The sequence below is a fragment of the Cupriavidus sp. SIMBA_020 genome (genome assembly GCF_046535395.1).
In the GTDB taxonomy this organism is placed as follows: domain Bacteria; phylum Pseudomonadota; class Gammaproteobacteria; order Burkholderiales; family Burkholderiaceae; genus Cupriavidus; species Cupriavidus campinensis.
On sequence record NZ_JAWRWU010000004.1, the window covers coordinates 276595 to 297203 of the forward strand.

At 63.4% G+C, this 20609-nt stretch carries 20 protein-coding genes and 1 tRNA gene; 14 read left to right on the forward strand and 7 right to left on the reverse strand.

The annotated features are described in order from the left end of the window. Window positions 1-59 precede the first annotated feature (59 nt). From SB751_RS10460 to SB751_RS10470, 3 genes are all read right to left on the reverse strand, one after another. Window positions 60-1325, reverse strand: a complete 1266-nt coding sequence (locus SB751_RS10460) for an HlyD family efflux transporter periplasmic adaptor subunit (protein ID WP_410748012.1) — start codon at window positions 1323-1325, stop codon at window positions 60-62. Window positions 1326-1386: 61 nt separating this feature from the next. Continuing rightward, entirely contained in the window at window positions 1387-2889 is a 1503-nt protein-coding gene (locus tag SB751_RS10465) for an efflux transporter outer membrane subunit (RefSeq protein ID WP_144200760.1), read from the reverse strand. Window positions 2890-2981: 92 nt separating this feature from the next. Beyond that, window positions 2982-3521: a MarR family winged helix-turn-helix transcriptional regulator gene (locus tag SB751_RS10470; protein WP_144200758.1), complete on the reverse strand. Its 540-nt coding sequence runs from the start codon at window positions 3519-3521 to the stop codon at window positions 2982-2984. A gap of 194 nt (window positions 3522-3715) precedes the next feature. Between SB751_RS10470 and typA the strand changes: the two genes are divergently transcribed. Continuing rightward, window positions 3716-5536 carry a translational GTPase TypA gene (typA, locus tag SB751_RS10475; protein ID WP_144200756.1) on the forward strand — a complete coding sequence of 607 codons (1821 nt, stop codon included), beginning with the start codon at window positions 3716-3718 and terminating at the stop codon, window positions 5534-5536. A gap of 45 nt (window positions 5537-5581) precedes the next feature. Here typA and SB751_RS10480 read toward each other — a convergent pair whose 3' ends face one another. After that, entirely contained in the window at window positions 5582-6439 is an 858-nt protein-coding gene (locus tag SB751_RS10480; RefSeq protein WP_144200754.1) for a sterol desaturase family protein, read from the reverse strand. Between the two features lie 219 nt (window positions 6440-6658). Between SB751_RS10480 and SB751_RS10485 the strand changes: the two genes are divergently transcribed. The 6 genes from SB751_RS10485 to SB751_RS10510 all read left to right on the forward strand — a co-directional run bounded on the left by SB751_RS10485 (window position 6659) and on the right by SB751_RS10510 (window position 12715). Then, the gene (locus SB751_RS10485; protein WP_250024570.1) at window positions 6659-8227 is read left to right on the forward strand and encodes a methyl-accepting chemotaxis protein; all 1569 of its coding nucleotides are present in this window, start codon (window positions 6659-6661) and stop codon (window positions 8225-8227) included. Between the two features lie 98 nt (window positions 8228-8325). Further along, entirely contained in the window at window positions 8326-9432 is a 1107-nt protein-coding gene (locus SB751_RS10490; protein WP_313819290.1) for an enoyl-CoA hydratase/isomerase family protein, read from the forward strand. A 93-nt stretch (window positions 9433-9525) separates the two neighbouring features. Further along, on the forward strand, window positions 9526-10086 hold the full coding sequence (locus SB751_RS10495) for an NADPH-dependent FMN reductase (protein ID WP_144200748.1): 561 nt from the start codon (window positions 9526-9528) through the stop codon (window positions 10084-10086). A gap of 369 nt (window positions 10087-10455) precedes the next feature. Next, window positions 10456-11460, forward strand: coding sequence for a tRNA dihydrouridine(20/20a) synthase DusA (dusA, locus tag SB751_RS10500; RefSeq protein ID WP_410748013.1), 1005 nt, complete (start codon window positions 10456-10458; stop codon window positions 11458-11460). Window positions 11461-12241: 781 nt separating this feature from the next. Then, window positions 12242-12505, forward strand: coding sequence for a hypothetical protein (locus tag SB751_RS10505; protein WP_369823365.1), 264 nt, complete (start codon window positions 12242-12244; stop codon window positions 12503-12505). A 134-nt stretch (window positions 12506-12639) separates the two neighbouring features. Further along, window positions 12640-12715, forward strand: a tRNA-His gene (locus SB751_RS10510). Between the two features lie 78 nt (window positions 12716-12793). Here the strand turns inward: SB751_RS10510 and SB751_RS10515 are convergent. Beyond that, window positions 12794-13948 (reverse strand): hypothetical protein, encoded by a 1155-nt coding sequence (locus tag SB751_RS10515; RefSeq protein WP_410748014.1) that lies wholly within the window; start codon window positions 13946-13948, stop codon window positions 12794-12796. A gap of 304 nt (window positions 13949-14252) precedes the next feature. Between SB751_RS10515 and SB751_RS10520 the strand changes: the two genes are divergently transcribed. Next, window positions 14253-14924: a hypothetical protein gene (locus SB751_RS10520; protein ID WP_244844996.1), complete on the forward strand. Its 672-nt coding sequence runs from the start codon at window positions 14253-14255 to the stop codon at window positions 14922-14924. A gap of 220 nt (window positions 14925-15144) precedes the next feature. Here SB751_RS10520 and SB751_RS10525 read toward each other — a convergent pair whose 3' ends face one another. Both SB751_RS10525 and lexA read right to left on the reverse strand, forming a co-directional pair. Further along, entirely contained in the window at window positions 15145-15318 is a 174-nt protein-coding gene (locus tag SB751_RS10525; protein WP_186296933.1) for a hypothetical protein, read from the reverse strand. Window positions 15319-15438: 120 nt separating this feature from the next. After that, a complete protein-coding gene (gene lexA / locus SB751_RS10530) occupies window positions 15439-16095 on the reverse strand; it encodes a transcriptional repressor LexA (RefSeq protein ID WP_144200710.1) in 657 nt (218 codons plus the stop codon). 107 nt (window positions 16096-16202) lie between these two features. On the opposite strand from lexA, the gene SB751_RS10535 reads away from it, so the two are divergent. The 6 genes from SB751_RS10535 to SB751_RS10560 all read left to right on the forward strand — a co-directional run bounded on the left by SB751_RS10535 (window position 16203) and on the right by SB751_RS10560 (window position 20492). Further along, the gene (locus tag SB751_RS10535) at window positions 16203-17327 is read left to right on the forward strand and encodes an asparaginase (RefSeq protein ID WP_410748015.1); all 1125 of its coding nucleotides are present in this window, start codon (window positions 16203-16205) and stop codon (window positions 17325-17327) included. A 127-nt stretch (window positions 17328-17454) separates the two neighbouring features. Next, window positions 17455-17829, forward strand: a complete 375-nt coding sequence (rpsF, locus tag SB751_RS10540; RefSeq protein ID WP_061958219.1) for a 30S ribosomal protein S6 — start codon at window positions 17455-17457, stop codon at window positions 17827-17829. Between the two features lie 77 nt (window positions 17830-17906). Continuing rightward, a complete protein-coding gene (gene priB / locus SB751_RS10545) occupies window positions 17907-18206 on the forward strand; it encodes a primosomal replication protein N (protein WP_144200708.1) in 300 nt (99 codons plus the stop codon). Between the two features lie 3 nt (window positions 18207-18209). Continuing rightward, a complete protein-coding gene (gene rpsR, locus SB751_RS10550) occupies window positions 18210-18488 on the forward strand; it encodes a 30S ribosomal protein S18 (protein ID WP_006163606.1) in 279 nt (92 codons plus the stop codon). Between the two features lie 30 nt (window positions 18489-18518). Beyond that, window positions 18519-18971, forward strand: coding sequence for a 50S ribosomal protein L9 (gene rplI, locus SB751_RS10555; RefSeq protein ID WP_144200706.1), 453 nt, complete (start codon window positions 18519-18521; stop codon window positions 18969-18971). A gap of 129 nt (window positions 18972-19100) precedes the next feature. Then, window positions 19101-20492: a replicative DNA helicase gene (locus SB751_RS10560; RefSeq protein ID WP_144200704.1), complete on the forward strand. Its 1392-nt coding sequence runs from the start codon at window positions 19101-19103 to the stop codon at window positions 20490-20492. Window positions 20493-20609: the final 117 nt, after the last annotated feature.

Sequence of the window (20609 nt, forward strand, 5' to 3'; positions counted from 1 at the left end):
AGCGGTCAGCCGTGCGGAATCAGGGATACAGGGAATCCGGAAATCGGGGAATCAGACAATTACGTATTGGCCGGCTTGGCCACGGCCGCCGCGGCGCCCGCCTTGCCGGTCACGGCCGGGGCTGCCTGCGGCGCGGCCGAGGTGCGGCCACCGTTGTTCAGCGCGATGATCCGGGCGATCAGTTCGTCGGCGTCCTGCGCCACCTTGTCGTAGACATTGGTCTCGAGCGGCTTGGCGGCCGAGGCGCTGAGCATCGCGCCGCCTTCTTCCTTGCGCACGTCGACGGTGACGTTCATCGACAGGCCCACGCGCAGCGGATGGTCCTTCAGCTGCTGGGGATCCAGCGCGATGCGCACCGGCAGGCGCTGCACCACCTTGATCCAGTTGCCCGTGGCGTTCTGCGCCGGCAGCAGCGAGAACGCGGAGCCCGTGCCGGCCGAGAAGCCCGCCACGTGGCCCGTGTACTTGACCTTCGAGCCGTAGACATCGGCTTCCAGTTCCACCGGCTGGCCGATCCGCATATGCGTGATCTGCACTTCCTTGAAGTTGGCATCCACCCACACCTGGTCCAGCGGCACCACGGCCATCAGCGGCGTGCCAGGGCTCACGCGCTGGCCCACCTGCACCGAGCGCTTGGCCACGTAGCCGGTGACCGGCGCGGGCATCGTCGAGCGCGCGAAGGCGAGGTAGGCCGAACGCAGGTTCGCGGCGGCGCGCTGCACATTGGGATGTTTCTCAACCGTGGTCTGGTCGGTCAGCACCTTGTTCGAGGCGAGTTGCTCCTGCGCGGCCAGCAGCGCCGATTCGGCGGCCTTCAGCGCGGTCTGCGCATGAGCAATTTCTTCGTTCGACACCGCGCCCGAGCCGGCAATCGCCTGGCGGCGGCGCAGGTCGTCGCGCGCCTTGGCCACGTCGGCCTGGCGCATCGCCACGTTGGCGGAGAGCGAGCCGTTGTTCACATAGAGCGTGCGTACTTCGCGCACGGCCTGGGCGAGCTGGGCCTCCGCCTGTTCCATGGTCACCTGGGAGTCGGCGCGGTCGAGCTGGATCAGCGGCTGCCCGGCGGTGACGAGCTGCGTGTCGTCGGCGGTGATCGAGATCACCGTACCGCCCACCAGCGGCGTGACCTGCACCACGTTGCCCGCTACGTAGGCATCGTCGGTGTTCTCGAAATGGCGCGCGTAGACGCCCCAGTACAGGCCATAGCCAAGCCCGGCCACGACGACGGCGGCGGTCAGCGCCACCAGCAGGCGGCGGCGCTTGCCATTGTTGTCGGCGGACGGGACCGGGGTTTGTGGCGCGGCAGATTGGGGAGTGTTGCTCATGATGTCTGTCTTTTTGCGTAGTCTTTGACGGATTGTCGGGAGTCGGCGGGTGGGCGCTTGGTCAGCCCTGGGCGGCGCGCGGCGTTTGCGCGGTGTCGGGCGTTTCGCCCTGGTAGCCGCCGCCGAGCGCCTTCATCAGCCCCATCTGCAAATCGAGCCGCCGTGCCTGGAGGTCGGTGGCCAGCCGGCGCTGCTGGAGCACGTTGCTTTCAGCGTTGAGCACGGTCAGCTGCGTGCCGAGGCCGGCCTTGTAGCGCGTGGTGGCCAGCGCGTAGGCGTGCTCGGCCAGGTCCAGTGCCTCGCGCTGGGTCTTGATCTGGGTGTCCACGCTGCGGATGCTGGTCACGGTGTCGGCGGTTTCGCGCAGCGCATCGACCAGCGTCTGGTTGTAGTTCGCCACGGCGATGTCGTACTGCGCGTTCTTGCCCTTGAGGTTGGCGCGCAGCCGGCCGCCTTCGAACACCGGCAGCCGCACCGAGGGACCGATGCCGAAGGTGCGGCTGATGCCCATCAGCAGGTTCGACGGATCGAGCGAGGCCACGCCGGCGAACGCGGTCAGCGTCACGTCGGGCAGGAACTCCTTCTTCGCCACGCTGATGTCCTTGGATGCCGCCTCCACGCGCCAGCGCGCCGCCACCACATCCGGACGACGGCCGATCAGGCCGATGGTCAGGTCATCGGGCAGCAGCGGCGTGGCGTTGGCGAGCAGGGTGGGGCGGGCGATCTGCAGGCCGCGGTCCGGGCCCTTGCCCAGCAGCGCGGCAATCTGGTTGCGGGCGAGGGCGATTTCCTCTTCCACGCGTTGCAGGTCGGTCTGCGCGGCGGCCACGGTGCCGCGCGCCTGCGTGGTCTCGACCTGGGTATCGAGCCCGGCAGCCAGACGCTGGCGCGAGAGGTCGGTCAGGTCGCGGCGCTGGGCGATGGCGCGCTCGGCCACATCGCGCTGCGCATACAGCGCGGCCAGCCGGTTGTAGTTGCGGGCGATGGACGTGGTCAGGATCAGGCGTGCGGCCTGGCTCTCGGCTTCCATGGCGCGGTCGTCGGAGAGGGCGGCTTCCAGCGCATCGCGGTTCTTGCCCCAGAAATCGAGGTCCCACGACAGGCCCATCTGCAGGCGCGACTGGTTCTGCCAGGAGCCCGCCAGCGGCGTGCCTTCGAACAGGTCGGTTTCGGAGAATCGCTGGCGCACGATGCTGCCTTCGAAATCCACACTCGGGTACAGCGCACCGCGCGTGGCCTCGGCCAGCGCGCGCGATGCCGCCACGCGGCCCAGCGCGGCCTGCAGGCTAGGATTGTCCTTGACGGCCTCGTCGGCCAGCGCGCGGAGTTGCGCATCGTGGAACTGATCGACCCAGTCCTGCGACGGCCATTGGCCGTGATCGTTTGTAAAGGTCTGCGGCGACGCCAGCGCCTGCGCCTGCGGCTCGGCCAGATTTTGGGTGCTGCGCGAGTCACCCAGTGCCGCGCAGCCGGCCAGCACGGCCGCGGCCATGACCGTGAGGGCCAGGGCGCCCAGACGGCGGGGTGCGGAGGAGATCGGTGCGGAGGAGGAAACGGGTTGCATATCGATCTGACTTCTTCTTTAGACGTGTCGCCAGGACGGTGGCGCGTGGTGATCCGGAAAACGTGCGAAAGGGCGGATGTGCAGGGGATGGACTACCCGCCGTCGCGGTCCGTCCAGCAGGCGCCGATAGCCTGGCCGCCGCCGTTGTCGATGACCCGGTGCAGCATGCCGCGCAGTACGTCGATCTCCGCCTGGCTGAAGCCAACGAAATGACGTCGCATCACATTGCAGAAGACCGCGGGCAGCTTGGCGACGATTGCTTCGCCCTCCGCCGTGAGCGACAGGTCCACCACGCGACGATCATCGTCGCGCCGCGTGCGCACGATCAGTCCCCGCTTTTCAAGCCGGCTCAGCAGGCGGGTGATGGATCCGGCATCGGTATTCAGGCCACGCCCGAGGTCGGTCACCGTGCGGGCGCTCCCCGTCGACAACATCATCAGGCAGCTCGCCTGGGTATGTGTGATGTCAAGACCACTTACTTCCTGCTCGATCCCGAGGGAGAGCAGGTTCTTGGCCCGGGCCAGCAGGTAGCCCACGCTTGAGCCTGGTTCGTAGCTGGCCGGATCGAACAGGTCTGGCCCGGCCGAGGCGGGCGTGGAGGCAGGCGTGGAAGTGTTGTCAGGGGCACTCATTGTTTGTCGCTGCAATCATTGCTGTGGCAAATATATGCATGTGATCCACGATCCGCAAGAACGGAAATTCGTCATTGCAGGAATCGCAACGACGGCTAACATAGAAGGTCGATCCGCAGCAGAGCGTTTTGCGCCGCAGCATGCTAGAATGTCGGGTTAATTTTTCGAACGCTCCGCGTCAAGGGGACGCCGCAATGACCCGCGCCATCCGTAACATCGCCATCATCGCCCACGTCGATCATGGCAAGACCACCCTGGTCGACCAGCTCCTGCGCCAGGCAGGTACCTTCCGCGAAAACCAGCAAATGGTTGAGCGCGTGATGGACTCGAACGACCTGGAAAAGGAACGCGGGATCACGATCCTCGCGAAGAACTGTGCTGTCGAATACAACGGCACGCACATCAATATCGTGGACACTCCGGGCCACGCCGACTTTGGCGGTGAAGTGGAGCGCGTGCTGTCGATGGTCGACGGCGTGCTGCTGCTCGTCGATGCCGTGGAAGGCCCGATGCCGCAGACGCGTTTCGTGACGCGCAAGGCACTCGCACTCGGCCTGAAGCCGATCGTCGTGATCAACAAGATCGACCGTCCCGGCGCACGCCCTGACTGGGTGATCAACCAGACCTTCGACCTGTTCGACAAGCTCGGCGCCAACGACGAGCAGCTCGACTTCCCGGTGATCTACGCCTCGGGCCTGAACGGCTACGCTGGCCTGACCGAAGACGTGCGCGACGGCGACATGAAGCCGCTGTTCGAGACCGTGCTGACCAAGGTGCCGGTGCGTAACGACGACCCGGACGGTCCCCTGCAGATGCAGATCATCTCGCTCGACTACTCGAGCTACGTCGGCAAGATCGGCGTGGGCCGCATTTCGCGTGGCCGCGCCAAGTCGCTGCAGGACGTGGTGGTCAAGTTCGGCCCGGAAGGCAACCCGATCAAGGGTCGTATCAACCAGGTGCTGAAGTTCCGTGGCCTGGAGCGCGAAATCGTGCCCGAGGCGGAAGCCGGCGACATCGTGCTGATCAACGGTATCGAGGAACTGGGTATCGGCTGCACCGTGTGCGCGCCGGACGCCCAGGACGCCCTGCCGATGCTGAAGGTGGACGAGCCCACGCTGACCATGAACTTCTGCGTGAACACGTCGCCGCTGGCCGGCCGTGAAGGCAAGTTCGTGACCAGCCGCCAGCTGCGCGAACGCCTGGACCGCGAGCTGAAGTCGAACGTGGCCCTGCGCGTGGCCGAAACCGGCGACGACACGATTTTCGAAGTGTCGGGCCGTGGCGAACTGCACCTGACCATCCTGCTGGAAAACATGCGCCGCGAAGGCTACGAGCTGGCCGTGTCGCGTCCGCGCGTGGTGTTCAAGGAAATCGACGGCGTGAAGCATGAGCCGTACGAGCTGCTGACCGTGGACGTGGAAGACGGCCACCAGGGCAGCGTCATGGAAGAGCTGGGCCGCCGCAAGGGCGAACTGCTCGACATGGCATCGGACGGCAAGGGTCGTACCCGCCTGGAGTACCGCATTCCGGCGCGTGGCCTGATCGGCTTCCAGGGCGAGTTCCTGACGCTGACGCGCGGCACGGGCCTGATCAGCCACATTTTCGACGACTACGCACCGGTGCGCGAAGGCGGCCTGGGCGAGCGCCACAATGGCGTGCTGATCTCGCAGGACGACGGCGACGCCGTGGCCTACGCGCTGTGGAAGTTGCAGGATCGCGGCCGCATGTTCGTGAAGCCGGGCGATGCGCTGTACGAAGGCATGATCATCGGCATCCATAGCCGCGACAACGACCTCGTCGTGAACCCGATCAAGGGTAAGCAGCTGACCAACGTGCGCGCCTCGGGTACCGACGAAGCCGTGCGCCTGGTGCCGCCGATCCAGATGTCGCTGGAATACGCGGTGGAATTCATCGCCGACGACGAACTCGTGGAAATCACCCCCAAGAGCATTCGTCTGCGCAAGCGCCACCTGAAGGAGCACGAGCGCAAGCGTGCCTCGCGCGATACCGTGTAAAAACGGTTTGCCCCAGAAAAAACCGCGCCCTCGAGCGCGGTTTTTTCATGGTTCAACGTGTTTGGGGCTGCGCCACTCGGGCGGCTTCCAGAAGTAGCGCGGATCGCGCGCGTGCCAGGCATCCCGGAACATATCGCGCCATTCGTGGAAGGTGAGCGTCAGCGGGTTGTGCGTGCGAATTTGCCGCGTGATGCCGTACTCGGGAGCGGCCTCCTCGGGTACGAAGCTGCCAAACAGGCGATCCCAAACGGTCAGCACGCCCGCATAGTTGCGGTCGATATATTGTGGATTCTTCGCATGGTGCACCCGATGCACCGACGGCGTGTTGAGAACCATCTCAACCAGCGGCCAGCGTCGGCCCAGCCGGGTGTGGACGAAGAACTGGAACGCGAGGTTCAGGCCGACGGCCAGGATCACCCAATCTGGTGTAAATCCGATGAACGCGAGCGGAATCCAGAACAGCCACATGCCCGAGATCGGGTAGGTCAGGCTCTGCCGGAACGCTGTTGAGAAATTCATGCCTTCCGACGAGTGGTGCGCCACGTGCGAGGCCCACAGCCAGCGCACCCGATGGCTGGCCCGGTGGAACCAGTAATACAGAAAATCCTGTAGCAACAGCAGCAGCGCGAAGGACCACCACGTCTCCGGCACCGCGCGCAGGCCGTGCGCGTAGCACCAGGTGTAGACCGTGCGGATCAGCAGCCAGAGGAAGAAGGCATCCGACGCCTGGTGCATCAGCGCGAGGCTGGCGTTGGACAGCGTGTCCCGCCAGCTGTAGACAGCGGGGTCGCGGCGCGCCCAGTACCAGGCCTCCCAGCCGATGGTTAGCAGGAAGACCGGCGCGAAGGCCATCAGGATCAGGCCGGGATCGAATCCGGCGGGTTGGGGGGGCGTGGCGTGCATGGCGCAAGTGTGCACATTCTTAAGGTTTTTGCGTGGAGGGCTTCCTCCATACGCCGCCAGGTGCCGCATCGTACGCGTGCGGGTCGCCTATCGCACATCATCACAAATCTGCAACACAGACTATCCATCGCGATGCATCAAGGTTCGCGCGGGCGCGCCGTCATTGCGTGAGCGGCCAGGGAGGAGTGGCCGCTTTTCACGTTACGGAGAGTCGCCCCCATGTTTCGCAACACTACGATCGGAGCCCGGCTGTGGCTCCTCACGATTGTCACGAATTTGTTGCTGCTGATTGTCGGCGGCGTTGGTTGGTTGGGCATGTCGCGCAGCAACGATGCTACGCGCCAGGTCTATCAGCAGCAGCTTGCCGCTGCGACGTATCTGGCCGAAGCGCGGTCCAACCAGTTGCTGGTGCGCGTGCTGCTGGATCAGGCCGCTTTCGCCACCGACCCGGCCGACGCCAAGGCGCGCTCCGCCACGGCACAGGACTTCGCGCGCCAGTCCGACGCGGCCTGGAAGTCGTATCTTGAGATTCCTCGCAACGAGGAACAGACGCGTGCCACCGAGGCCGTATCGGCCCGCCGCCAGGCGCTGTTCGCGCAGGGTGTGGCGCCGATGATTGCCGCGCTCCACGCTGGCAACCGCGACGCGATGATGACGGCAGTCATGGACACGATTCCCAAGCTCGATATCCAGTTCACGGCCGTCAACACGGAACTGGGGCGCTTGCAGGTGGCAAGCGCCAAGGCCGTGTACGAAAGTTCTCAAGATCGTTACGGTCGGCTGTTGACGCTCTCGCTTGCCGTACTGGCTGTGGGGCTGGTGTTCAGCACCGTGGTGGCGTGGCGCCTGCGCGTTTCCATCGTCCGGCCGCTCGATGTGGCCATTGCTCGCTTCGCCCGCATCGCCGACGGCGACCTCGGCACCGCGCACCGGGACGATGCCGGCGTGATGGCTGACGAGCACGCCAGGAATGAGACGAGTCGCATGCTGGGGATGCTCGGCCGCATGCAGGCCCGGCTGCGCGAGATGGTGGGCGAGGTGCGCGGTGGCGCCGACTCGATCGCCGCCGCCAGCGCGCAGATCGCCAGCGGCAACGCCAATCTGTCGCAGCGCACCGAGCAGCAGGCCGCGTCGCTCGAGGAAACCGCTTCGAGCATGGAGCAACTGACCGGCACCGTGCGCCACAACGCCGATAGCGCGCGCGACGCCACCTCGCTGGCGACTAACGCCCAGACGCTGGCCGAGCGCGGCAGCGCGGCGGTTTCGCGCGTGGTGGACACCATGCGCGCCATCGACGCCGGCGCCAACAGGATCGTCGACATCATCGAGGTAATCGAGAAGATCGCATTCCAGACCAACATCCTGGCGCTCAATGCCGCCGTGGAAGCTGCCCGCGCCGGCGAGCACGGGCGCGGCTTTGCCGTCGTGGCGGGCGATGTTCGAGATTTGTCTCAGCGTTGCGCGGCGGCGTCTAAGGAGATCCGGGGGCTGATCGGCGCGTCGGTGTCCAGCGTGCGCGAGGGCACCTCCCTCGTGGACGGGGCGGGCAGGGCGATGCAGGACATCGTGGACGAAGTACGACGCGTGAGCGACATCATCGGTGGCATCAGCGCGGCATCGGACGAGCAGTCGCGCGGCATCGAGCAGGTGAACGTGGCGGTGTCCCATATGGACGGCATGACGCAGCAGAACGCGGCGCTGGTCGAGGAGGCTGCCGCCGCGGCGGCGTCGCTCCAGGATCAGGCGCAGCGGCTGACGGGTCTTATGGCCGCCTTCCGGATGGCCTGAGCCGAGTCCGTTGAGACGATTCTGAAAATCGAACAGTGCCCGGGCATGGTCATGTGGCTGGCGTAAAATCGCTGGCAACAAGAAAGGAGCAGAGACACATGACGGAGTCTGGATCGACGCAGGTAGTAGCGGAAGTGATGACCGAGGAGCGTGGCGGGGTGGCGTACCTGACGCTGAACCGCCCGCAGGCGCTGAACGCGCTCTCGCTGGAGATGATTCGCGCGATCACGGATGCGCTGACGCGCTGGGAGGCCGATCCGGCGGTGCATGCGGTGGTGGTGGCGGGCGCGGGCGGCAAGGCGTTCTGCGCCGGCGGCGACATCCGCTGGTTCCACAAGGCCTGGCACGCGCAGGACCCGCTGCTGGACCAGTTCTTCGTCGAGGAATACGCGCTCAACCGCCTGATTCACCGTTACACGAAGCCCTATATCGCGCTGATGGACGGCGTGGTCATGGGCGGTGGCATGGGCATCTCGCAAGGTGCCCGCCTGCGCATCGTCACGGATCGCACGAAGATGGCGATGCCCGAGACCAATATCGGCCTGTTCCCGGATGTGGGCGGCGGCTGGTTTCTCGCCCGCACGCCGGGCCGGCTGGGCGAGTACCTGGGGCTGACCGGCACGGTCATCCACGCCGCCGATGCGCTGTACGCGCGTCTGGCGGATGTCTACCTGCCCGCCAACGTGCTGGCCGAGATGGTGGCGGCGCTGCAGGCGGCCCGATTTACCAGCCCCGAGTCGGTGCTGGCCCATATCGCCAGGTTCACGGACCAGCACACGGCGGCTTGCGTGCCGGCCGACAGCAGCCTCGCGCGGCTGTCGGACCAGATCGACGCCACGTTCGCGGGCGCGACGGTGCCTGCCATCCTCGCGGCCGTCAGCGATGCCGAAGGCGACTGGGCTGCCCAGACCGCCGCGATGCTGCGCAGCCGTTCCCCGCTGATGCTGTGCGTGACGCTCGAGCAGATTCGCCGCGCGCGGTCGATGGCACTGGACGACGAACTACGCATGGAACTGGACATGATGTATCACGTGTTCCGCATTGGCGAGAAGGTGGAAGGCATCCGCGCGCTCGCCGTCGACAAGGACCACCAGCCGAAATGGCAGCCGGCGCGGCTCGACGACGTGAGCGCGGCGCGTGTGCGATCATTCTTCGACAGTCCGTGGCGGCGCGAGGAACATCCGCTGGCCAGTCTCGGTCGATAGACAACCCGAGCCGGGCGACATGCCTGGCAGGGTTTTCGCTGCTTCCGTTGCAATCCGTTGTACTTCAACCGTCAACAGTGAAAGGAAACCGTGATGAGCAATCCTCGTGATGTCGCCGTAGTGGTGGGAAGCCTGCGCAAGGAATCCCTGAACCTGAAACTGGCCAAGGCATTGGCGGCGCTGGCGCCGCCGCAGTTGAAACTGGATATCGTGGAGATCCGGCAGCTGCAGATGTACAACCAGGACGACGACGACAATCCGCCAGTCGAGTGGGTGGCGTTCCGCGATCGCATCCGCCGCGCGGATGCGGTGCTGTTTATCACGCCCGAGTACAACCGCTCGGTGCCCGGTGTGCTCAAGAACGCCATCGACGTGGGCTCGCGCCCATACGGGCAGAGCGCTTGGGACGGCAAACCAGGCGGCGTGATCAGCGCATCGCCGGGTGCCATCGGCGGTTTCGGCGCCAATCATCACCTGCGCCAGTCGCTGGTATTCCTCAATATCCCGGTGTTGCAACAGCCCGAGGCCTATATCAGCGGTGTCGACAAGCTGTTCGACGCGCAGGGCGGGATTGCGAACGAATCCACACGCGGTTTCCTGAGCAAATACCTCACGACGTTTGCCAGCTGGATCGACAAGAACGCCGCCCGTTGATCCAGGCGGGGACGGAGGGTCAGCCCAGTCCTACATAGCGAAGCGGGGCGGCTCCGACATCGCCGGCAGGTGCGTGTTTCTATAGTGGAATCAAGCCCACTACAGATACACAGGAGGAAAACCATGCCGTACATCGTCGCGTGGCTACTCGGCGTCCCGGCCTTCGTGCTGGTTCTGATCTGGCTGTTCATGCATTGATGCACCCGCATCACGAGCAACAGAAAATGGCGCTTTCGGGCGCCGTTTTCTGTTGCTCGGCCGCTGCGTGTGCTGCCGGCGCATCCCCTGTCGATGCCCCGCAAACCACGTATACTGCGGGTCTCCCGATGGCCGGGCTCCCCAGGCTCCATCCGCTATCCCAAGATCCGCATGACCGCAAATCCCCGCCGCATCTCTGTGGCCCCGATGATGGATTGGACTGACCGCCATTGCCGCACTTTTCACCGTGCGTTGAGCCGGCACACCTGGCTGTATACCGAGATGGTGACGACTGGCGCATTGCTCCATGGCGATGTGGCGCGGCACCTTGACTTCGACGCCGCCGAGCAGCCCGTGGCGCTGCAACTGGGCGGTAGCGAGCCCGCGGACCTTGCCCAGGCTGCAAAACTCGGCGAACAATGGGGCTACAAGGAAATCAACCTCAACTGCGGTTGCCCGTCGGAGCGCGTGCAGCGTGGTGCTTTTGGCGCTTGCCTGATGGCGGAGCCAACCCTGGTGGCAGATTGCGTCCACGCGATGCGCGATGCGGTGTCCATTCCGGTGACGGTCAAGCATCGGATCGGTATCGATACGATCGAACACTACGATTTTGTCCGCGATTTTGTCGGTACGATTGCCGATGCGGGGTGCGAGACGTTTATCGTTCATGCGCGCAACGCGATATTGAAGGGCCTGAGCCCGAAGGAAAATCGAGAAATCCCGCCGCTCCGTTATGAGGTTGCTTATCAGCTAAAACGCGAGTTTCCAAAGCTCGAGATTCTCATCAATGGCGGCGTCGTGACCTACGACGAGATCGCCGAGCACCTGCAACACGTGGACGGTGTGATGATTGGCCGCGAGGCGTATCACCAGCCGTATTTCCTTTCGGAAATGGATGCGCGGTTCTATGGCGCGAACGCGCCCATCCCCGCGCGGCAGGAGGTGGAATTGGCGATGCAGGACTATATCGGCGCTTTCGTGGAGCGGGGCGGCTACATGGGCGCCGTTACGCGGCACATGCTGGGCTTGCATCGTGGCATCCACGGTGGCCGGGGCTGGCGTCGTGTGCTGTCAGATGCACGCCGGATGCATGCCGCGCGTAGCCGCATGGCCGTGGATGCGCTCTTCGAGGAAGCACGCAGTCATTTGCGTCCGGACCTGCTTGAGGCGGCCTGATCGCCACAGCTGAATCGAGGGAAGACTCTAATTTCGAACGATCGTTCTATGCAGGGTGCCCGTGCGGGTGCGCGCAGCGGTGTATTGGGCGGTCGGTGGCGCTGAATCCCGCACCAGCAAAGGGATTCCCCTAATTCGCCGCTTGGCGGCCACCTTCTTACACTGTGCTTGCCCTCGAATACAGGGCTTTCTTCAACTGATTATTGGGCCCGCCGTGTGCGGGCTCTTTTTTTGTCCACCGCACTTGGGTTTGCCCGAATAGTGCTCACGATCTGGGCCAACTACATTGACTCTGCCTTCAGGGCATTGAGATCGCTAATTTAAGAGTCCGCTACGGCGGGCTCTTTTTTTTTGCCCTCGCATCTGTGCATCCCCAAAAAAAACAGGCGACTCTTGGTTACCAAGGCCGCCTGACGGGAATGTCGAGGGGGGTCAATGTCCCTCGCGAAAGAGTATCTATCAGCACCAATTGCGCCAGAACCCTGCGTTGGTGGGGCGCCCCGCGTTTTTCGTGCGGTAGTCGATGGACATTTTGAGTTGGCGAAATCGTGTTCGATGTTCCACGCTATAGAGAATCGCATGCTTGAAAGTAGGTAAGCGACGTTTTCGTCATGTTACGATGCCGTCAATGCCGCGACAGTCGGCATGTGGCCTGTGAATCCTGCGCAAGCGGGATTTCGGTGGGGGAAAAGCAAGTGGGCTGGCCGGTTGTCGGCGTCGCAGTGCGTGCACGAGCACGGGCCGGCGCGATAGATCGGAAGCGAGCCCTGAGGGGTAGCTCATGGTGGATGGGGAAGAGCCATTCGGCGAGGTCTTTGAGGATTTCCGCCTGATCTGGGTGGCCGAGCGCCTGCAGGACGGCAAATGGACTGCGCGGTATTGCTGGCATGCTGGCACGTCAGTGGAAGCTGGCAAGGCATTGCAGCGTGATGTGCTCAACGGCAAGTCCCGGCGACTGCTCGGTCTGTTTCCGAGCGAGGCCGAGACCGTTGCCGCGATCAAGGAGGCGGTGCTGCTGGAAGCGAAGTGGCACGGCAGTCGATAAGGCAGGTAGGAAGGTGAAATTTTTTTGTGCGGAATACTAGCCATCCTCTGAAGATCCTTGTAGAATCTTGGTTTTCGTTGAACGGCAACGCCGGATAGCGAAAGCGCCAGCGGCAAGCTGGCAAAACCTCTACGGTGGCTGTAGCTCAGTTGGTAGAGTCCAGGATTGTGATTCCTGTCGTCGTGGGTTCGAGTCCCATCAGCCACCCCAAATTGCTTAACAAAACGGCCACTTCTCAGTGGCCGTTTTGCTTTTCTACGCGCGTGTTGTCATGTCAGTTGGCCGGGCTTAGGGCGAAGTCCTTCCTTGCTTCCCCTCCGGAAAATTGTAGAGATGGGTGTTGTCCGGCGTCTCGCCGATCTTTGTGCCGAGCGGGTCAAAGACGGCGTGACGGCGGAACTTCTCGCTGTCCGATTTAGCGCTGGCCTTGGCCAGTTCAGCGGCTTGCAGATAGGGCATCGGTTCCTTGTCCTTCTCGATCTCCAGCAGCAGCGTCTGCTCGTTCACGCGCACGCTGAACCGGCCCAGGTTGTAGAACAGGTACATCGCATAAAGATTGTCGAAGTCGCGATAGGCGCCTTGTTCCCTGCGGAAATCGAGGGACAGGACGGAGGGAAAGCGGTTGGGCAGGTCCTTGAATGCCACTCGCTCCTCTTCACGAGGTTCCACATAGGTGGAGTTGCTGTACTTTTTGTACAGCACCACGTCCATACCGTAGCCGCGCTTGCCCCATTCCTTGATTAGCTTCATCGCCATCTCCGTGGGAATGTTTGCGGTCGCAGCTGCTACCACGCGCCGCCCGGACAGGACTTTGGGACTCTTTATCGCCAGATCCTTGTAGCCGGCACCGTACTTGAATGCGGCACCGATAGTCTTGGCGCAGTTCAGGCGCAAATAATCGTACTGGATCGTGCCGCTGTGATATTCGGTGCTCGTTGCCCGTCGATGGTAATCGTCATTGATGCGGCGGAAGTAATCGACCAGCGAGTGCTTTTCCTGAGTAGGCACGCCGAAGACTCGCACACCAATCACTGATCGCTTGTAAATCTCGCCATAGTCGAGGCCGAACATCGTCTTTTCCGCGATGGAGGAAGCGGTCTTGAACAGATATTCCTTCTTAGGGATGCCGGCCATCAGATCGGCGGTGTAAAAATCATTCTCGTGTTTGGGCGAGCGGTCGGCGTAGAAGTTTGCCGAATAGACGATGTCATCGCCTAGCGCGTCGTCACGGACACCCAGGGCGATGTGGCCAGCCGAACCGCCCTTTGATGTCCCGAAGCTGATCAGCAGCTCCAGGTCGTAGGGGGCTTCGTGAAGAAGGGCGGCAATTTGATCGATATTGGCAGGCTCGGGGCCGCCCTTGCTGCCGAATTCGGCAGCAAGCCCCGGCCCTGAAATCAGCGCAGTGATGACCAGGAGCCATGCCGCCAGCCTTGTCCTCATAGCTTTCCTTACGTAGCCAGCTAGTGCCCGTCGATTCTTCACCAAAAGAATAATCGCTGATCGGTTCATGTGCCGGAAAACCGTCGGGGCGTGTGTATCGTTGACGTTGTTCCCTGATCGTGTGTGCCAGCACACATAACGACAGGTTTTCGAGAATGATTTTCGCTACGCTTCACGACGGGCCAACTGGTCTAATCCATATCATCCAGGCAATCGCCTACACGAAGCGCGAGGTCATACTGTGGCGGAGCGAATTCGATTCAACCCTGATGTCGCACTGGCGGCATTCTCCGGTGTAATCCCGATGCCGACCTTGGCTGAAATAAATGCGGCCATCGATCGATCCTTCGGCGAACAGCCTGAGCGCGCCGAGCCATTCGCGATGGCCGAGTTATTGCGCCGCAATGAAGCCTTCCGCAAGCTTGAGCAGACGGTGTGCGCCGAGACCCGGGCCTTGGCCGCCACACTCTTGAAGAAGTCTTTGCGCTGGGAGGCATTCCACGTGATTCGTTGTGCCAGCACGTCAACGCGCAACGAGAGCCATTGCCGCCACTACGATTCGCATTTGCTGACGCTGCTGATTCCGTTGAAGCTCGCGCCCGATGGCGTTTGCAACGGCGATCTGCTGGTTTATCACCCGCCGCGCGTGGCGGTATCCACGGTCAGCAATGTCTTCTGCAAGCTTCGCCATGGCATTCAGCGCAATCTGCCGTTCCCGTTCAGAAAATGGCTGACACTTCGCGATCTGCGGCGTGGCCGCTGCAATCGCGTGCCGGTGGAGCCGGGTAGCGTCTATGTCTTCAACGGCTTTGTGCTCCAGCATGCCAATCTGGATGTGGAAGTTGGCGAGCGCCGGTCGTTACTGATTCACTATTACGATCCCGGCTATTCGGCGGGTTTGAGCGCGACTGTACGGCGCGTCCGCATGCTGTGGGATCGCCTGCGCAAGAACATGACAGGCATGTACCCAGGTTGATTAGCCCGACCCAGGTGGTGGAGCGAAAAAAAACCGGCACTCGGCGGGTCGACAAGTTCCGGTTTCGCGCATCGGCGCCAATGCGCCAGGACTACGGGTGCGCGCCATCGAGTGTAAAGCACCTTCCCCGCAGAATTAATCGTTCTCTTAATTTCACGTGGTGGGCTCGCAACTGCACAATTTACAATGATTTTGGCGGCGCGGATCCGCCGCTAGCGGCTTATGCGTCCAGCTTGCCGGGCATATCCGCAAGCTCCAGCATCCGGCAGATCGCGGCCATGCTGCCGACCATCGTGCGACGCTGGGCGCCCTGGTAGACGCGCACGCCCTTGGTCTGGCGGAACGGTACGGGCTTGACCGGGCGGCGGGAAGCAGTGTGGTTGACTTGTAGCATGGCGGCACCTCGAAGTTTGCGACAGCAGGAGTCCGCGCCCGTCGTCCGGGGAGAACGGGGCGGCGTTGGCAATGCAAATCTGGGGACCGGGACAGGCGGACGCCTGCCCAGTCTCGGAAATCAGAAGCCCGAGGAGCGGATCAGCCCAACGGCGATGCCTTCCAGGGAAAATTCCTCGCGGCCGGCCTGCACCACGATATTCTCGAAATCCGGGTTCTCGGCGATCAGCTCGATCATGTCGCCGCGCCGCTTCAGGCGCTTGACGGTCACGTCGTCGCCGATGCGTGCGACGACGATCTTGCCGTTGGCCGCTTCGCTGGCTTTCCTCACGGCCAGCAGGTCACCGTCGAGGATGCCGGCATCGCGCATGCTCAGGCCCCGCACGCGCAGTAGGTAATCAGGGCGATCGTCAAATACGGAGGCGTCCACCTGGTATTGACGGTCGATGTGTTCGGCGGCAAGGATCGGGCTGCCTGCGGCCACGCGGCCTACGAGCGGCAGCGTCAACTGCATCACGCCGGCCATCGGTAGTGAGAACTGGTCTGGCATCTCCGAATCGCTGCGTGCCACCTTGAGGCGGATGCCGCGCGATGCCCCTGGCGTCAGTTCGATCACACCCTTGCGGGCCAGCGCCCGCAGGTGTTCCTCGGCAGAGTTGGGCGAGGAGAAACCGAATTCCGACGCGATCTCCGCGCGGGTGGGCGGAATGCCGGTGTGCCGGATCGTGTTGCGGATCAGGTCGAAGATCTGCTGCTGCCGGGGTGTCAGGGTCGCCATGGGTCGCCGATCTCTCGTGCCGAAGCACTGTATGTTTAAACAGTATGCTGTGATTTTATACAGTATCGAGTGAAGTGCAAGCACAATTTGCAGTGACGATGTCGGGCATGCACGACACCCCGGCAGCGCCAGTGCGCCCGGCGGCACGGGTTTGCGAGAGGCGCGGCGTCCGGCGCGCCACAGTTACAATCGCCCGGACCCGCGCTCATTTCGCTCGATTTTCTCGCTATATGTCTACGTCATTGCCCCGTATCGTCGTGCTCGCCACCGGCGGCACCATCGCCGGCTCATCCGGCAGTTCCGCAAGCACTGCGCAGTACCGCGCGGCCACCGTGCCGGTCTCGTCACTCGTCCAGGCCGTGCCCGCGCTGGGCGAGGTGGCTCGTGTGGAGACGGAGCAGGTGGCCCAGATCGACAGCAAGGACATGGCCTTCAGCTTGTGGACGACGCTCGCCGCGCGCGTGGAGCACTGGATTGCGCAGCCCGATGTGGCGGGCGTGGTCATCACGCACGGCACCGACACGCTTGAAGAAACGGCGATGTTCCTGCACCTGACGCACCGGGGTTCGGTGCCGGTGGTGCTGACGGCGGCAATGCGCCCCTCCACGTCGCTCTCGGCCGATGGTCCGCTGAATTTGCTTGACGCGGTGCGCGTGGCGGCAAGCCCGGAAGCGCGCGGGCAGGGCGTGCTCGTGGTGCTGAACCAGGAGATTCATGCGGCGCGCGATGTCGCCAAGGGTCATACCTCGGCGGTGGATGCGTTCACGTCGCCGGCAGGCGGTCCGATCGGTTTCGTGCAGGATGCCTACGTGCGCTTCACGCGTGCGCTGGCCCCCAATGACGCGCCCGCGCTGCCCGTGCCCGCGGCGTGGCCGCTCGTCGAGATCGTGGCGAGCTATGCCCAGCCGGGCAGGGTGGCCGTGGATGCGATGGTCTCGGCCGGCGTGAAGGGGTTCGTGGTGGCAGCCACCGGCAATGGCTCGGTCCATGAGACGCTGGGCGACGCGCTGGCCGATGCGGCCGCACGGGGGGTGGCCGTGGTGCGAAGCTCGCGCACGGGCGCCGGCCATGTGGCGGGGCCGGCACGCCCGCGACCGACCTCGGGTGAATTCGCCTCCGCCGGAAATCTCAATCCCTACAAGTCGCGTGTGCTGCTGCTGCTGGCGCTGGCGGCGGATGCGTCGCTTGGCGCCGATCCGACTCGCCTGCAGGCCGTTTTCCGTCAATACTGAGGGATTCCCGGCGTGCGGCCGGGATGTCAGCTTGCGTGCTGGTCCGGAACCGGGCTATACTCGCGGGCTATTCAACCTTGCCACACCGGACATGGCGCCCGGGTGGCTACATCCAAAAGGAGCGTCAATGCGTCATTACGAAATCGTATTTATCGTCCATCCGGACCAAAGCGAACAAGTGCCGGCGATGATCGAGCGTTACAAGCAGCTCGTCACGTCGCAAAACGGCCAGGTTCACCGCGTGGAAGACTGGGGCCGCCGTCAGATGGCCTACATGATCCAGAAGCTGGCCAAGGCTCACTACGTTTGCCTGAACATCGAATGCGGCAAGGACACCCTGGCCGAACTCGAGCACGCCTTCAAGTTCAATGACGCCGTGTTGCGTCACCTGATCGTGCAGACCAAGAAGGCCGAGACCGCTCCTTCGCCGATGATGAAGGAAGTGCAGCGCGAAGAAGCCCGCAAGGCCGCGCAAACGACCACGGAAGGCCAGGCTGCCTGAATGCAGTCTGCGGTGCCAGTCGTGGCAGGCGAAATCCACCACGGCAGGCCAGGTAGCGAGAGCGGGGGAGCACAGCGGTGAACCAGTTAAGGCTGACCGCCACCCTCGCGGAGCGCGATGCGCTGCGCTACACCCCGGCCGGCGTGCCCGTCGTCAACTGCATCCTGCAGCATGTCGGCGAGGTCATGGAGGCGGAAACGCCCCGGCAGGTGGAATTCGCCATCGCGGCGATGGGGATTGGTCCCGTCGGCCAGCGTCTGGAGCGGTTACCGCTCGGCACGCTGCTCGACTGCGAAGGATTCCTCGCCCGCAGGCACCGCAACAGCAAGGCACTCGTCTTTCACATCACTGGATGTAAAGCATTCGTAAAGGATTGAATCATGGCATTCGTCAAACGTGACAACAAGAACAAGAAGCGCTTCCAGCAACAGAACCCGCTGTTCAAGCGCAAGCGCTTCTGCCGCTTCACCGTGGCTGGCGTGGAACAGATCGATTACAAGGATCTGGACACCCTGAAGGACTTCATCGGCGATAACGGCAAGATCACGCCGGCTCGTCTGACCGGTACCAAGGCTCACTATCAGCGTCAGCTGGATACGGCCATCAAGCGCGCCCGCTTCCTGGCGCTGATGCCGTACACCGACCTGCACAAGAACTGATAGTCCCAGGACCGCAAGGAGAAATACACGATGCAAGTCATTCTGCTGGAAAAAGTCATCAACCTGGGCAACCTGGGCGACATCGTTCGCGTGAAGGACGGTTACGCTCGTAACTTCCTGATCCCGTCGAAGAAGGCACGTCGCGCCACGCAAACCGCGATCGCCGAGTTCGAAGTGAAGCGCGCCGAGCTGGAGAAGGCCGCCGCCGAGAAGCTGGCCGCCGCCCAAGGCGAAGGCGAGAAGCTGAACGGTCTGACCCTCCAGATCACCCAGAAGTCGGGTGTGGACGGCCGCCTGTTTGGTTCGGTGACCAACGCCGACATCGCCGAAGCCCTGGAAACCCAAGGCTTCAAGGTCGAGAAGGCCCAAGTGCGTCTGCCGAACGGCCCGCTGAAGATCGTTGGCGACCACCCGGTCAGCGTTGCGCTGCACACCGACGTGGTGGTGGACGTGACCGTGTCCGTCCTGGGCGAGCACGTCTAAGCAGCACCGTATCGATGCGCCGGCCCCGGCCGGTGTGTCCGATGCACAAGAAGGCAGGAGCCGCGCTCCTGCCTTTTTTATTGCCGCCGCGCCCTTGGGTCGGGTCCGGCGCCGCTATAATCCCACCCCATGAATGCGCCTGCCGCCGATCCCCAACTAGACAGTCTCAAGGTTCCCCCGCACTCCATCGAGGCCGAGCAATCGGTACTCGGCGGTCTGCTGCTGGATAATGCCGCCTGGGACCGTATTGCCGACTTCCTCTCCGAATCGGACTTCTACCGCTTCGATCACCGCCTCATCTTCCAGGGCATTGCGCGCCTGATCTCCGCCACCAAGCCGGCGGACGTGATCACCGTGTATGAAATGCTCCAGGTTGCCGGCAAGGCCGAGGAGGTGGGTGGGCTGGCCTACCTGAACTCCCTGGCGCAGAACACGCCGAGCGCGGCCAATATCCGCCGCTACGCGGAAATCGTGCGCGAGCGCTCGGTGCTGCGCAAGCTGGTCACCGTGGCGGACGACATTGCCTCGGCCGCTTTCGCGCCGAAGGGCCGCGAGGTGCGCGAACTGCTTGATGAGGCAGAATCCAAGGTTTTTGCGATTGCCGAAGAGGGCTCGCGGGGCCAGAAAGGCTTCCAGGAAATCCAACCGCTGCTGACGCAGGTGGTGGAGCGGATCGATGAGTTGTACCACCGCGATACCGCCACTGACGTGACCGGCGTGCCCACAGGCTTCATCGACCTGGACAAAATGACCAGCGGCATGCAGGCCGGTGACCTGATCATCGTGGCGGGCCGTCCGTCGATGGGTAAGACGGCATTTTCGCTGAACATCGGCGAACATGTGGCCGTGGAGCAGGGTCTGCCCGTGGCCGTGTTCTCGATGGAAATGGCTGGCGTGCAGCTGGCCATGCGTATGCTGGGCTCGGTAGGCCGGCTGGACCAGCACCGGCTGCGTACCGGCCGCCTGCTGGACGAGGACTGGCCGCGCCTGACCCATGCCATCCAGCGCATGAATGACGCGCAGCTGTTTATCGACGAAACGCCGGCACTGAACCCGATGGAGCTGCGGGCGCGTTCGCGCCGCCTGGCGCGCCAGTGCGGGCAGCTCGGCCTGATCATCATCGATTACCTTCAGCTGATGTCCGGCTCCGGCGGCGGCGAGAACCGCGCAACCGAAATTTCGGAGATTTCCCGGTCGCTGAAGGGCCTCGCCAAGGAACTCAACTGCCCAGTGATCGCGCTGTCGCAGTTGAACCGAAGCCTGGAACAGCGTCCGAACAAGCGTCCGGTGATGTCCGACCTGCGTGAATCCGGTGCTATCGAGCAGGATGCCGATGTGATCCTGTTCATTTATCGAGACGAAGTCTACAACCCCGATTCGCAGGACAAGGGCACGTCGGAAATCATCATCGGCAAGCAGCGTAACGGCCCGATCGGCACCGTTCGGCTCACGTTCCTGGGTCAATTCACGAAGTTCGACAACTTCAGCGGTGGCCCGGCGTTCTTTGACAACGACACCTGATCCCATAAGGCGACCCCTGACCGGGCCGTAACCCTGTAAAATATTGCGCTTTGATGACAGCCGCCCAGCGCGGCTGTCGTGCAATCTGCGCCGGCGTGTGCCGGGCTCTCCTTTGCA